Origin of the sequence: Buttiauxella sp. A111 (assembly GCF_014189855.1) — a bacterium.
GTDB lineage: Bacteria > Pseudomonadota > Gammaproteobacteria > Enterobacterales > Enterobacteriaceae > Buttiauxella > Buttiauxella selenatireducens.
In genome coordinates this window covers 508,737-523,230 of the sequence record NZ_BJFN01000003.1, presented here as the reverse complement: position 1 = coordinate 523,230, position 14,494 = coordinate 508,737, and the positions used below count along the sequence as shown (strand labels likewise).

Sequence of the window (14,494 nt, the reverse complement as noted above, 5' to 3'; positions counted from 1 at the left end):
TCACTTGCCAGCTTTTTTTTGTGTCGCTACTTTAGATCGCTGGGGATGCATGTCATTAACAACGGGTGTTGTAAGGGCATGACAGGCCTGATATAACTGCTGCGCGGTCGCACTTTGAAGGATATCTGGTGCGATATAAATTATAAAGAGAGGAAGAGAAGAGTGAATAAATCTCAACTGATAGACAAAATTGCCGCAGGTGCTGATATTTCTAAAGCCGCGGCTGGACGTGCATTAGACGCTGTGATTGCTTCTGTTACTGAATCTCTGCAATCTGGGGAAGATGTGGCACTGGTTGGCTTTGGAACTTTTGCTGTTCGTGAACGTGCTGCCCGTACCGGCCGTAACCCACAAACAGGCAAAGAAATCACCATCGCTGCTGCCAAAGTACCAGGTTTCCGTGCTGGTAAAGCGCTGAAAGAAGCTGTGAACTGATTTATCGTCCGATATTTAGGGCAACGCTAGTCAAAGTTAGGTCAGGGCGCATCATTAGATGTGCCTTTTTTTATGCCTGATGACTAATTTTGTGCATGTTTGATGATTTGAACCCATTTTCTTGTCACAATACCCGCTAGCACGCAGCGGCACAGCAGTACGCATATTCAGGGATGCCCATTTAGCGACTGCGCTGGGTTTACCATTCACACTACAGTGGAGTGTTGTTACACCATGATGGACAATTTACGTACGGCGGCAAACAGCCTCGTAATCAAGATAATTTTCGGCATCATTATCGTGTCATTCATTTTGACTGGCGTGAGTGGCTACCTGATCGGTGGTGGCGCCAACTACGCCGCAAAAGTGAATGGTCAAGAAATTAGCCGTGGCCAGTTTGAAAACGCCGTTGCGAGCGAACGTAACCGCCAACAGCAGCAACTGGGCGAACAGTTTTCTGTACTGGCAGGCAACGAAGGCTACATGAAGCAGATGCGTCAGCAAGTGCTGTCACGCATGGTTGATGAAGCGTTGATGGATCAGTATGCCAAACACCTTGGCCTGAGTATCAGCGACGAACAAATCAAACAAGCCATCTTTAAAGAACCTGCATTCCAGAACAACGGCAAGTTTGATAACGCGCGTTATACCTCCATCCTCAACAATATGGGGATGACGCCCGATCAATACGCGCAAGCACTGCGCAATCAGCTGACCACTCAGCAACTGATCAATGCCATCGTTGGCACTGACTTCATGCTGACGGGTGAAACTGATGAGTTGGCGGCTCTTGTGTCACAGCAGCGTGTGGTTCGTGAAGCCACAATCGATGTGAATGCACTGGCTGCTAAGCAAGAGGTTACCGAGCAGGAAATTAACGCCAGCTACGAGCAAAACAAAAACAACTACATCGCCCCTGAGCAGTTCCGGGTCAGCTACATCATGCTTGATGCGGCTTCTCAGAAAGTTGAAGTGGCTGATGCTGACATCCAGTCTTACTACGACCAACATCAGGATGAGTTCACTCAGCCTCAGCGTAACCGCTACAGCGTGATTCAAACCAAAACTGAAGCCGAAGCTAAAGCGATTCTTGACGAGCTGAACAAAGGTGCTGACTTTGCTGCACTGGCTAAAGAAAAATCCGCTGACATCATCTCTGCTCGCAAAGGTGGTGATATGGGTTGGCTGGAATCAGGCACTACGCCGGACGAGCTGAAAAACGCAGGTCTGAAAGATAAAGGTCAACTTTCTGGCGTGATTAAATCGTCTGTCGGTTTCCTGGTCGTACGTCTGGACGATGTCGTGCCTGCGCAAACCAAACCGTTGTCTGAAGTTAAAGATGCGATTGCTGCGAAAGTGAAACAAGAGAAAGCAGTTGATGCTTACTATGCTCTGCAACAGAAAGTGAGTGACGCGGCAAGTAACGACAACGAATCTCTGGCAAGCGCTGAAAAAGTAGCGGGTGTTAAAGCTGTTGAGACAGGTTGGTTCGGCCACGACAACTTGCCTGCTGAACTTGACTTCAAACCCGTTTCTGACGTTATTTTCAATGGCGGTCTGGTTGGCGCTAACGGCACACCAGGTAGCAATTCTGACATCATCACTGTTGATGGCGACCGTGCTTTCGTTGTGCGTGTCACAGAACATAAAGCTGAAGCTATTAAGCCGTTAGCTGAAGTTCGCGAGCAGGTTATCGCGCAGGTTAAACATCAGAAAGCTGAGCAACAAGCGAAGCAGGATGCAGACAAACTTCTGAACGCGCTGAAACTTGGCAAAGGTGACGAAGCGATGAAAGCCGCTGGTTTAAGCTTCGGTGCTGCAAAAACGCTGACTCGTACTGGCCAGGACCCAATCAGCCAGGCTGCTTTCATGGTGCCATTACCGGCTAAAGACAAGCCTTCCTTCGGCGTTGCAAACGATATGCAAGGTAACGTTGTTCTGTTAGCGGTGGATGAGGTTAAACCTGGCGATATGCCAGCAGACCAGAAGAAAGCAATGGTTCAAGGTATCACCCAGAACAATGCCCAAATTGCTTTCGAAGCGTTGATGAGTAATCTGCGCAAAGAAGCGAAAATTAAGATGGGTGACAGCATCGAACAGCAGTAACGTTCTTCGGCGTTGCTCGCACTCCATTGCAATGCTCTGCAACATTCAAAGGCCGCTTTCGCGGCCTTTTCCACATTTAAATATTGCCATTTGTCCCTGTTTTTTTCTCCCGTTAAGGTGGCTTTGCTGTCAACACACAAGGAGGAACAGCATGAAACCAGGAATCAAAAGTGGAATAAAAACAGTTTGTATCGCCGTCGCACTTATCGGTGCCAGCGCGTGTTCACAGGCAATCGCTGCCCCAACGGCTGCCAGGAATGAGACTGCTCAACAGCACGTTGAAAAAACACCGACCACACCCATCACCACGGCAAAACCAGGCGATGCTGACGATGGCGTTGTGAGTATTAACACCGCTAGCGCAGAAGCTCTTGCGCAGGCGATGAATGGTGTGGGCCTGAAAAAGGCGCAATCGATCGTGAGCTACCGTGAAGAGTACGGCCCATTCAAAGCGCTTGAGCAATTACAGGAGGTGCCAGGGATTGGCAGTGCGTTGGTAGAACGCAATCTGTCTCACATTAAGCTTTAACGCTTAGTGAGCACAGCTCGCGCAGTCTAAAAAGTTTGCTATGCTAAATCACAGGTCATACCAGTTTGGTGTGGCCTGTTTACCTCGCCTGTTTATTAAAACTAAAGATAGGGTTTTAGCGCTATGCAAACACAAATCAAAGTTCGGGGTTACCATCTTGATTTCTATCAGCATGTTAACAATGCCCGCTACCTTGAGTTCCTCGAAGAAGCCCGATGGGAAGGGTTGGAAAACGCGGCCGGTTTCCAGTGGATGACGGACCACAACATCGCGTTCATCGTGGTAAACATCAATATTAACTATCGTCGTCCGGCAGTGCTTGGCGATGTGTTACGCATTGAAAGCGCATTACAGCAACTCAATGCTAAAAGTGGCGTTTTAAGTCAGGTTGTTAAACTTGAACCTGAAGGTGAGATTGTGGCTGACGCGCTGTTGACATTCGTGTGTATCGATTTGAAAACGCAGAAGTCGGTTCCGCTGGAAGGGGAATTGCGCGAGAAGCTAGTACAAATGATGGAATAAGCGGTTGGGCGTGGCGAGGCCACGCCCACTGAATTACTTCAGACCCGTTTTTTTCTTCATGGCTGCCATCACCGCTGGTTTATCCGCCAGATAATGGTTTAGCCCGTTAGAACGAAGGTTGCAGGCAGCACACTCACCACAGCCATCGCCCTGAATGCCGTTGTAACATGTCAGGGTATCGTTACGTACCAGATCCAGTTGCAGCCAATAATCTGCCAGCGCCCAGGTTTCTGCTTTATCCAGCCACATCAGTGGGGTTTCAAAACGAACATCACGACCCATGCCGAGGCTTACGGCGTGATTCAACGCTTTCACGAATTCATCGCGGCAATCCGGGTAGCCTGAGAAGTCTGTTTCACAAACGCCAGTGATGACCGCTTCGGCCTCAACCTGATAAGCATAAATGGCCGTGAGCGTCAGGAACAGGATATTGCGACCCGGCACGAAGGTGCTAGGAATACCATTTTCTGACGGATCGTAATGGGGTACTGGAATGTTGTCGCGCGTCAGGCTACTGACCGCTAATTCATTCAGCAAGGTGACATCCAGAACTTTATGGGCACGAGCACCCAGTTTCAGCGCGAGTTCACGGGCAACGTCAATCTCAGCACGGTGGCGCTGGCCATAATCAAACGTCACACAGTGGACTTCATCATACTGTTTTAAAGCCTGAATCAGGCAGGTTGTGGAGTCCTGACCACCACTAAAGACGACAACTGCACGTTTCATGTGTATTCCTGTAATATCCCTGCGTCTTGAAGTCGCTCGGGTCTAAATGCATAAAAATATATGTTAACGCCAGAGTAAGTGGCTGCCCAGCTTCTTCACACCATAGTGGGAGGAGGTAACCACGCACGGGTAAAATCGAACCATCCCCATGCGTTGAGTTCAATGCCATTCACGCCGGGTGGCGCACTGATTTGGTAACGGTAATTAAACAGTGGCGATACGATGGCGTCGCGCATTAATCCGCTGAACACGTCTTGCAAACCCGTGCTGCGGGCATTTTCGTCCGGGTGGATTTGTACGGTATCAAGCGTAGCCTGCAAATGTGTGTACTGGCTTTCCGTGAGAACCGCAGGCCACAGGACATCACTGCGCAGCCACTGCTCCAGCGTATAAACCGGTGCTTCACCAATCAATCGGTCGCCCATCATTAAATCCGCGTCTGCTAATGCTTCACAGTCGGTCCAGTTTTTTGCGTCGTGGAAAATTAGCGTTAATTCACAACCTAAAGCAGCAAGATAAGTTTTAAGCTGTTGTGCCATTACGTGCAATTCAACCGGCAAATGATAAAGCAACGTCAAGCGTGACGGGAGTGTCACCGCGTTGCGCTTTGTCCATTCCGGGATTTTCCAGCCTGGGATCATCTCGTGGCTTGGCATGATCAGCGATTCATCGACGGGCAGACTGGCGATAAGCTCTTGCTGGTGGATGATCTGCATCAGAAAGCGCGCCTGCTCTGGTGACAGATTACCGTTCTGCTTTACCGCCAGATAACAAAAACCGAGGCTGATGCTATTGCTGACGGGGCGCAGATGCACCAGTTCATCCTGTTGGCCAATGGCAATTTGCACCGGATGGCGGCAGCTGGTGCCCAATTCGGTATCGAACAGTTGCGGGGTTATCCAGTATTCCACCGCTTTGAGTAGCGGATGGCTGAGATGGTAAGACTCAAAACTCTCGATACGCACCAGATTCTCTTTAAAGCTGTTGATGCGAAATGGCCCACAGCCAATTTGCGTATCTTCCGGATGCGCCAGACGGCTGCAATAACTTGCCAGACGATGAGCCAGCCAGTAATCGGGGCTATGCAGCACAAAACGGATGCACTGCGTATGGGCAAGTTCAATGCTTTTCACGCTGACGAACAGCCGCCGCATTGCCGGGAGTGCCAATAGCATCATCAAACGTTGTTGGAGCTGCGTGGTTTCTACTGGTTCGCCATTGTGCCAGTGAAGCGTGGAGCGAATAAAAAAATACCAGTTCAGACCGTCTTCAGAGACTTCCCAGTGATGAGCCAGATCAGGTTGTGGAAGGGCGTTAGAAGAGGTGAAACGGGTGAGACCAGCAAAAACTTGCCCAGCCAAATGCTGTTCAGCACGGCCCGGCAGAAACCCCGGTTGCAGAGGTTCCAGCGGACGGTAATAAGGAATACGCAGCGTTGGCGTATCATTTTGCCATTGCCCACCGAGAAACGGTTGCAGCAACTGGCGCAATTGTTCCGGTGCGATTTGCGCCAGTTCAAGAGCATTCTGGTGCTGCCCTTTGTGCAACACCTGCTCCATCATTCCTGAACGAACGCTCTCCGGTGTCACCAGAAAGGTGAGAGTTCCTCGTTTCCCACGTCCTGATTGCGACTGCCAGGTTAACCAACCCGCGTCTTGCAACTGATTGAGTAACGTTCGCACATGCCGCTCACTGCAAAAACAGCGGCCAGCCAGCTCTGCGACAGTCACGAGTTGGTCTTCACCCGCAGAAGGCTGCCATAAACGCTGAAATTGGTTTAGTCGATTTAATAGTCTCAACGGTATAAACCCGGAACAATTTTCAGAAAGTATTCACTATTAGTTCCGTATATGCCAGGTGATACTGCCAACTGTGTTTTAGTCGTCACAAACTGGAGTGAACATGGCTCGTCTGGCTGCATTTGATATGGATGGTACGTTGTTAATGCCCAATCACCATTTGGGTGATGAAACGCTGCGTACCCTGAACCGTCTGCGTGAAGAACGCCAGATGACTCTTGCGTTTGCCACTGGCCGCCATGTTCTGGAAATGCGCCATATTCTGGGCTCTCTGTCGCTGGAAGCATTTTTGATTACCGGCAACGGGACGCGAGTTCACTCAATGGAAGGAGAGTTACTGCATCGGCAGGATCTCTCTGCGGAAGCGGCAGAAACAGTGATCCATGGGGCGTGGGATACTCAGGCAAGCCTGCATGTATTTAATGACACCGGCTGGTTAACCCAATATGAAGTTGGGGAAATGCTCAATGCTCACGTTTACAGCGGCTTCAGCCCGAAAATTGTCGATGTTAAGCGCATACCGTCTGATGAAGTGACCAAGATTTGTTTCTGTGGTCCTCACGACGATCTTCTGCGTCTGAAAGTTCAGTTGGAAGAGGCTCTGGGCGAGCGCGCGTTTCTCTGTTTCTCTGCGGTGGACTGCCTGGAAGTTTTACCGATTGGCTGCAACAAAGGATCGGCACTTAAGGTATTAAGTCAGCACCTTGGCCTGACGATGAAAGATTGTATGGCGTTTGGCGATGCGATGAACGACCGCGAAATGCTCTCAAGCGTGGGCCATGGTTTGATCATGGGTAACGCGATGGCGCAACTGAAAGCAGATTTACCGCATTTACCTGTTATTGGTCACTGCAATAAACAGGCTGTTTCTCATTATTTGACGCATTGGCTGGATACACCAAACCTCACTTATTCCCCCGAATGATAAGGCCTTAAGCCAGCCGGGCTTTTAGCCCGGCATTTTTTATCCCCGTCATACTTCAAGCTACAGGGGCGTTGGCTGCACTCACTTACCCGAATCACTTACTTGAGTAAGCTCATCGGGATAAGCTCCCTTGCCGCCTACCTGTAACTCGAATTATTTAGGGGATTGAAAGTAATTGGTTTATTTCACGTTGCCACGGCAACACATCACCGATATTTTCCTTCACCCATTCCGCGTTGTAATAGGATTCCAGATAACGTTCACCGCTGTCGCAAAGTAGCGTCACAATGGAACCGGTGCGTCCTTCAGCACGCATACGCGCGGCTAGCTGCAACACTCCCCACATATTTGTCCCGGTGGATGCGCCAACTTTGCGGCCCAGCACGGTTTCCAGCCATTGCATCGTGGCAATGCTCGCCGCATCAGGGACACGCATCATTTCGTCGATGACATCCGGAATGAACGACGGCTCGCAGCGTGGGCGACCAATCCCTTCAATTTTACTGCCCACTGCGCTGCGCAAGCTGCAATCACGTTTCTGCCAGTAATCCATGAACACTGAATTTTGCGGGTCGACTACGGCCAGTTGCGTTGGGTATCCCAGGTAGCGCAAATAACGGCCAATGGTCGCTGACGTGCCGCCTGTGCCTGCACTCATCACGATATAATCGGGCACCGGATGCGGTTCATGTTCCATCTGGCGGAAAATACTGTCGGCAATATTGTTATTACCTCTCCAGTCGGTCGCACGTTCAGCATAGGTGAACTGATCCATATAGTGGCCGTTTAGCTCACGTTCCAGCATTTCTGATGCCGCGTAGATTTCACACGCGCTTTCCACGAAATGGCAGCGTCCACCGTAAAACTCAATTTGTTCCACTTTACGTTTAGCCGTGTAAGAGGGCATGACGGCGATAAACGGCAACCCTAACAAACGGGCAAAATAGGCCTCTGAAACGGCGGTTGAACCTGAGGACGCCTCAATGATGGTCGTGCCTTCTTTAATCCAACCGTTACATAAACCATATAAAAATAGTGAACGGGCAAGACGATGTTTAAGGCTGCCAGTTGGATGAGTACTTTCATCTTTCAGGTAGAGCTGAATACCGGGAAATCCAGGTAACGCAAGACGGATCAAATGTGTATCCGCGGAGCGTTGGTAATCGGCGTTAATTTCGCTTATAGCGTGGTTTACCCAACTAGTCGTCATGATGTTGCCCGTTTGTTTATTTGTGCCTAGAGTAATGCAAAAAGAAGATAAAAAAGTTGCCTTTTAGCCTTTCAGGGGCGTTCAATGGAGAAAAAATTTCTCCTGGAATACGTCATGTTAGATAAAATTGACCGCAAGCTGCTATCCTTGCTGCAAAACGACTGCACCCTCTCTTTGCAGGCACTCGCTGATGCCGTTAATCTGACTACCACACCCTGCTGGAAACGCCTGAAACGGCTTGAAGATGACGGCATTATTCGCGCAAAGGTCGCGCTTTTAGACCCGGAAAAACTTGGCCTTGGTCTGACCGCATTTGTGCTGATAAAAACCCAGCATCACAGTAGTGAGTGGTACTGCAAATTTGTCGCGGTCGTCGCGCAGATGCCAGAAGTGCTTGGTTTCTGGCGGATGGCGGGAGAGTACGACTACCTGATGCGTGTGCAGGTAGAAGACATGAAACGGTATGACGATTTTTACAAACGGCTGGTGAACGGCATTCCTGGTTTAAGCGATGTGACTTCGAGTTTTGCCATGGAACAGATAAAATACACGACGGCTTTGCCATTAGAGCGCTGAATTATACCCGTCATACTTCAATTATTTAGGGTATTCACGTTCCCGGCCTCAATAGAATTTATTTCTCTGCCTGACATCGGCGGACAGTACTTCAGGAATCTGACTGCGTGCGATTATTTGCTCAATTAAGCTGGTACTTCACCCGCGAATGGCGACGCTATCTCGGGGCTGTCGCCTTGCTTATTATCATTGCAATCCTGCAATTGGTGCCACCAAAACTGGTGGGCGTGATTGTCGATGGTGTCACCCAACAGCGCCTCTCCGGAAGCGATGTGCTGATGTGGATTGGTGTGATACTTATCATTGCGGTGATCGTCTACATACTCCGTTACGTCTGGCGTGTGTTGTTATTCGGTGCGTCCTACCAGCTTGCTGTTGAATTGCGCGAAGATTATTACCGTCAGCTAAGCCGCCAGCACCCTGAATTCTATCTGCGTCACCGCACTGGTGATTTGATGGCCCGTGCAACCAATGATGTCGACCGTGTGGTTTTTGCCGCAGGCGAGGGCGTGCTCACTCTCGTTGATTCGCTGGTGATGGGGTGTGCGGTGCTTATCGTGATGTCGACGCAAATCAGCTGGGAACTCACGTTACTCGCATTACTGCCAATGCCCGTTATGGCGCTGGTTATCAAACGCTATGGCGACCAATTACACCAACGTTTCAAGCTTGCCCAGGCGGCATTCTCAACGCTTAACGACAGGACGCAGGAAAGTTTATCCAGCATCCGCATGATCAAAGCATTTGGTCTTGAAGACCGACAATCCGCACTGTTTGCCGCCGAAGCCAAAGATGCCGGGCAGAAAAACATGAGAGTAGCGCGGGTCGATGCGCGCTTTGACCCGACGATATATATCACCATTGGTACGGCAAACCTGCTCGCGATTGGTGGTGGCAGTTGGATGGTGATTCAGGGATCGCTGACTCTTGGTCAACTGACCAGTTTTGTGATGTACCTCGGCCTGATGATTTGGCCGATGCTGGCGCTGGCGTGGATGTTCAATATTGTTGAACGTGGCAGTGCGGCGTACAGTCGCATTCGCAGCATGTTATCCGAAGCGCCATCAGTCCCTGATGGCGACAAAGAAGCCCCAGCCGGTCGCGGCACCGTGGAGGTGAATATTCAGGCGTTCCACTATCCGCAAACGGCACGGCCAACGCTTGAAAATGTCACCTTTACCTTAAAACCGGGCGAAATGTTGGGGCTATGTGGGCCTACGGGAGCCGGGAAAAGTACGATTCTGTCTCTTATCCAGCGCCATTTTGACATCGACCAGGGCGAGATTTGTTTCCATGGGATCCCACTCGTACAGATGCAGCTCGACTCCTGGCGCAGCCGTCTGGCGGTGGTAAACCAGACGCCATTCCTGTTCTCGGATACGGTGGCCAGCAACATCGCGCTGGGTAAACCAGGCGCAACGCAGCAAGAAATTGAACATGTTGCCAGGCTTGCCAGCGTTCACGACGATATTCTGCGTTTGCCACAAGGTTACGAAACTGAAGTTGGCGAGCGTGGTGTAATGCTTTCTGGCGGCCAGAAGCAGCGTATTTCTATCGCCCGCGCGTTATTACTCGATGCGGAAATCTTGATCCTCGATGATGCCCTTTCAGCCGTCGATGGACGAACCGAACACCAAATCCTGCATAACCTGCGTCAGTGGGGCGAAAACCGCACGGTTATTATTAGCGCGCACCGTCTGTCGGCATTGACCGAAGCCAGTGAAATCCTGGTCATGCAGCACGGGCATGTTGCCCAACGTGGTAATCACGATGTGTTGGTGGGAATGCCGGGTTGGTATCGCGACATGTATCGTTATCAACAATTGGAAGCGGCGTTGGATGATGCGCCAGAAACGACAGCAGACGAGGAACCCGCCAATGCGTAAATCAATACAGCAATGGCCAACCATAAAACGCCTGCTGGCTTATGGCTCACCGTGGCGTAAACCGCTCGCAGGTGCGGTGGTCATGCTGTGGATTGCTGCTGCCGCTGAAGTCAGTGGCCCGATTATTGTGAGCTACTTCATCGATAATATGGTCTCTGAGCATCGTCTGCCTGTCGCGGCGGTAGCGGGGCTGGCGACAGCCTATCTGCTGCTGTCTATCTCGGCTGCGGGGTTGCATTACTGGCAAGCGTTATTGTTTAACCAGGCCGCCGTTGGCGTGGTGCAAAAACTGCGTACTGACGTGATGGATGCCGCGCTGCGCCAGCCGCTCAGCACCTTTGATACGCAGCCTGTTGGGCAATTAATTTCCCGCGTCACCAACGACACAGAAGTGATTCGTGATCTCTACGTGACGGTGGTTGCGACCGTATTGCGAAGTGCCGCCTTGATTGGCGCGATGCTGGTGGCGATGTTTAGCCTCGACTGGCGCATGGCGTCGGTGGCGATTTGCATCTTCCCCGCCGTCATTATCGTGATGTTCATCTACCAACGTTACAGCACGCCGATTGTTCGCCGGGTACGCAGCTATCTGGCTGATATCAACGATGGCTTTAACGAAGTCATCAATGGGATGAGCGTTATCCAGCAGTTCCGCCAACAAGCGCGTTTTGGCGAACGCATGGGTGCGGCGAGTCGTTCGCACTATCTGGCGCGGATGCAAACCCTGCGTCTTGATGGTTTTTTACTGCGCCCGTTGCTGAGCCTGTTTTCGGCGATGGTGCTGTGCGGCTTGTTGATGCTGTTTGGTTTTACCTCGGTCGGGACTATCGAAGTTGGCGTGTTATACGCATTTATCAACTATTTAGGGCGTCTTAATGAACCCCTAATCGAACTCACCACACAACAATCGATGCTGCAACAAGCGGTGGTTGCAGGTGAACGTGTCTTTGAGTTGATGGATGGTAAACGCCAGGATTACGGCAACGATAATCGCCCGCTGGAAAGCGGCCATATTGAAGTCGACAACGTTTCCTTTGCCTATCGTGGCGATCGCCTTGTGTTGCAAGACATCAACCTTGATGTTCCCGCGCGCAGTTTCGTGGCGCTGGTGGGGCATACCGGCAGTGGGAAAAGTACGCTGGCTAACTTGCTGATGGGCTATTACCCACTGACCAGCGGTGAAATTCGTCTTGATGGTCGTCCGCTGGACACGCTGAGCCACAGCGTGTTGCGTCAGGGCGTTGCGATGGTGCAACAAGATCCGGTGGTGCTGGCTGACTCCTTCTTTGCCAACGTGACGCTTGGACGCGACATCAGCGAAGCGGCAGTCTGGCAGGCGCTGGAAACGGTGCAACTCGCAGAACTGGCGCGCACCATGAGTGAGGGGATTTATACGCGGTTGGGAGAGCAGGGTAATAATTTGTCTGTCGGCCAGAAGCAATTGCTGGCACTGGCACGTGTGCTGGTCGACGCCCCGCAGATTTTAATCCTCGATGAAGCGACAGCAAATATCGACTCCGGCACCGAGCAGGCCATTCAGCATGCGCTGGCGGCGGTGCGTGAGCACACTACGCTTGTGGTGATTGCTCACCGTCTGTCAACGATTACTGATGCTGACACCATTCTGGTGTTGCACCGTGGGCAAGCCGTTGAACGCGGGACGCACAGTGAACTGCTGGCGCAACAAGGCCGCTATTGGCAGATGTATCAACTGCAACTGGCGGGTGAAGAATTAGCGGCGGCCACTCGTGAAGAGACCGCGACGGCCTGACGCACCAAAAACACGCATAAACCCAATGGGCATCCCCGTTGGTGCAGAAAAGAAACGCACCATGCACTTAAATGGTGCGTTTTTATTATCTAAGAAATTTCTTAATCCCAGTCATCGTAATTTCCAGCCATTGAATCCTTATACAGCGCGGTTTAACGCGCTGAAAATGCCTGTTTTTCATTTTTGGCATGGCCTTTGCTTTATCTAAACCGTGTTGTAGAGGCAATTACCCAATTCTGACTGGAGGGGATCTATGAAGCTGGTTACCGTGGTTATCAAACCGTTCAAACTCGAAGACGTACGCGAGGCGCTGTCTGCAATCGGTATTCAGGGGCTGACTGTGACCGAAGTTAAAGGCTTTGGCCGTCAGAAAGGTCATGCCGAGTTGTACCGCGGTGCTGAGTACAGCGTCAATTTTCTCCCAAAAGTGAAAATTGATGTGGCAATTGCCGATGATCAACTCGACGAAGTGATTGATGTCATTAGCAAAGCTGCCTATACCGGCAAGATTGGTGATGGCAAAATTTTCGTTGCTGAACTGCAACGTGTCATCCGCATTCGTACCGGCGAAGCCGACGAAGCCGCACTGTAATCGTCTTGCCACTCGTGAAAGGGATGGAAAAAATGAACAAATTAGCCTCTACCTTAGGCGTTGTAGCCCTGGCACTTGCGCCGTCAATTGCTCTGGCGGCACCGGCTGTGGCCGATAAAGCAGACAACGCCTTTATGATGATTAGCACCGCATTGGTGCTGTTTATGACAATACCTGGGTTGGCACTGTTTTACGGCGGCTTGATTCGCTCTAAAAACGTGCTGTCGATGTTGACGCAGATAACGGTCACATTTGCACTGGTTTGTGTGCTGTGGGTGGTTTACGGCTATTCATTGGCCTTTGGCACCGGTGGCAACTTCTTTGGTAACTTCGACTGGCTGTTACTGAAAAATATTCAACTCACCGCGTTGATGGGGTCTTTCTACCAATATATTCATGTTGCGTTCCAGGGGTCCTTCGCGTGTATCACCGTGGGGCTTATTGTTGGCGCGTTAGCTGAACGTATTCGCTTCTCTGCCGTGCTGATCTTCGTTGTGATTTGGCTGACGCTCTCTTATGTGCCGATTGCGCATATGGTGTGGGGCGGCGGTTTGTTGGCAACGCATGGCGCAATGGACTTCGCGGGCGGTACAGTCGTACACATCAACGCCGCGGTGGCGGGGCTGGTGGGGGCTTACTTGATTGGTAAACGCGTGGGTTACGGTAAAGAAGCGTTCAAACCGCATAACCTGCCAATGGTGTTTACCGGTACTGCCATCCTGTACTTCGGTTGGTTTGGCTTCAACGCAGGTTCTGCGAGTGCGGCAAACGAAATCGCAGCACTGGCCTTTGTGAACACTGTTGTGGCAACCGCAGCGGCAGTCCTTGGTTGGGTATTTGGCGAGTGGGCATTGCGTGGCAAGCCTTCTTTGCTGGGTGCGTGTTCTGGTGCTATCGCAGGTCTGGTTGGCATCACTCCCGCGTGTGGCTATGTCGGCGTCGGCGGTGCTCTGATTATCGGTATCGTGGCAGGTCTGGCGGGTTTGTGGGGCGTAACCCTGCTGAAAAAATGGCTGCGTGTGGATGACCCTTGCGATGTGTTTGGTGTCCACGGCGTGTGCGGTATCGTAGGCTGCATCATGACCGGTATCTTTGCATCAACCTCTCTGGGGGGGGTGGGCTACGCAGAAGGCGTGACCCTGGGTCATCAGGTACTGGTGCAGTTGGAAAGTATCGGTGTGACGATTGTCTGGTCCGCAGTTGTTGCGTTCATCGGCTTTAAGGTTGCTGACCTGACTGTGGGTCTGCGTGTACCAGAAGAGCAAGAGCGTGAAGGTCTGGATGTGAACAGCCATGGCGAGAATGCTTACAACGCGTAATTGTTTCCCCTCACCCTAACCCTCTCCCAAAGGGAGAGGGGATTGGCCGGATCTCATCTGCACGAGGGAGAGGGGAATGGCCGGTTCTCATCTGC

Annotated in this window: 13 protein-coding genes; 10 read left to right on the top strand and 3 right to left on the bottom strand. The window is 51.2% G+C overall.

Annotated features, from left to right (window positions below):
• Window positions 1-162: 162 nt before the first annotated feature.
• The 4 genes from hupB (at window position 163) to BSPA111_RS11715 (ending at window position 3,592) form a co-directional block, all read left to right on the top strand.
• On the top strand, window positions 163-435 hold the full coding sequence (hupB, locus tag BSPA111_RS11730) for a nucleoid-associated protein HU-beta (RefSeq protein ID WP_034457998.1): 273 nt from the start codon (window positions 163-165) through the stop codon (window positions 433-435).
• Between the two features lie 234 nt (window positions 436-669).
• Window positions 670-2,541: a peptidylprolyl isomerase gene (ppiD, locus tag BSPA111_RS11725; protein ID WP_183271323.1), complete on the top strand. Its 1,872-nt coding sequence runs from the start codon at window positions 670-672 to the stop codon at window positions 2,539-2,541.
• A 163-nt stretch (window positions 2,542-2,704) separates the two neighbouring features.
• Complete coding sequence (locus BSPA111_RS11720; RefSeq protein ID WP_183271451.1) at window positions 2,705-3,070, top strand: helix-hairpin-helix domain-containing protein; 366 nt, start codon at window positions 2,705-2,707, stop codon at window positions 3,068-3,070.
• A 123-nt stretch (window positions 3,071-3,193) separates the two neighbouring features.
• Window positions 3,194-3,592, top strand: coding sequence for a YbgC/FadM family acyl-CoA thioesterase (locus tag BSPA111_RS11715; protein ID WP_183271322.1), 399 nt, complete (start codon window positions 3,194-3,196; stop codon window positions 3,590-3,592).
• A 33-nt stretch (window positions 3,593-3,625) separates the two neighbouring features.
• Here the strand turns inward: BSPA111_RS11715 and queC are convergent, their stop codons facing one another.
• Window positions 3,626-4,321: a 7-cyano-7-deazaguanine synthase QueC gene (gene queC, locus BSPA111_RS11710; protein WP_183271321.1), complete on the bottom strand. Its 696-nt coding sequence runs from the start codon at window positions 4,319-4,321 to the stop codon at window positions 3,626-3,628.
• A gap of 95 nt (window positions 4,322-4,416) precedes the next feature.
• Window positions 4,417-6,120, bottom strand: a complete 1,704-nt coding sequence (locus BSPA111_RS11705; protein WP_183271320.1) for an SgrR family transcriptional regulator — start codon at window positions 6,118-6,120, stop codon at window positions 4,417-4,419.
• A gap of 103 nt (window positions 6,121-6,223) precedes the next feature.
• Between BSPA111_RS11705 and cof the strand changes: the two genes are divergently transcribed.
• A complete protein-coding gene (cof, locus tag BSPA111_RS11700; protein WP_183271319.1) occupies window positions 6,224-7,045 on the top strand; it encodes an HMP-PP phosphatase in 822 nt (273 codons plus the stop codon).
• A gap of 157 nt (window positions 7,046-7,202) precedes the next feature.
• Here cof and BSPA111_RS11695 read toward each other — a convergent pair whose 3' ends face one another.
• Window positions 7,203-8,255, bottom strand: a complete 1,053-nt coding sequence (locus BSPA111_RS11695) for a PLP-dependent cysteine synthase family protein (RefSeq protein WP_183271318.1) — start codon at window positions 8,253-8,255, stop codon at window positions 7,203-7,205.
• Between the two features lie 114 nt (window positions 8,256-8,369).
• On the opposite strand from BSPA111_RS11695, the gene BSPA111_RS11690 reads away from it, so the two are divergent.
• The 5 genes from BSPA111_RS11690 (at window position 8,370) to amtB (ending at window position 14,399) form a co-directional block, all read left to right on the top strand.
• Window positions 8,370-8,831, top strand: a complete 462-nt coding sequence (locus tag BSPA111_RS11690) for an Lrp/AsnC family transcriptional regulator (RefSeq protein WP_183271317.1) — start codon at window positions 8,370-8,372, stop codon at window positions 8,829-8,831.
• A gap of 107 nt (window positions 8,832-8,938) precedes the next feature.
• Entirely contained in the window at window positions 8,939-10,717 is a 1,779-nt protein-coding gene (locus BSPA111_RS11685; protein ID WP_183271316.1) for a SmdA family multidrug ABC transporter permease/ATP-binding protein, read from the top strand.
• The gene (locus BSPA111_RS11680) at window positions 10,710-12,488 is read left to right on the top strand and encodes a SmdB family multidrug efflux ABC transporter permease/ATP-binding protein (RefSeq protein WP_183271315.1); all 1,779 of its coding nucleotides are present in this window, start codon (window positions 10,710-10,712) and stop codon (window positions 12,486-12,488) included. The genes BSPA111_RS11685 and BSPA111_RS11680 overlap by 8 nt, the downstream gene beginning before the upstream one ends.
• 253 nt (window positions 12,489-12,741) lie before the next feature.
• Complete coding sequence (gene glnK / locus BSPA111_RS11675; protein ID WP_183271314.1) at window positions 12,742-13,080, top strand: P-II family nitrogen regulator; 339 nt, start codon at window positions 12,742-12,744, stop codon at window positions 13,078-13,080.
• Between the two features lie 32 nt (window positions 13,081-13,112).
• Entirely contained in the window at window positions 13,113-14,399 is a 1,287-nt protein-coding gene (gene amtB / locus BSPA111_RS11670) for an ammonium transporter AmtB (RefSeq protein ID WP_183271313.1), read from the top strand.
• The last annotated feature ends 95 nt before the right edge of the window (window positions 14,400-14,494 follow it).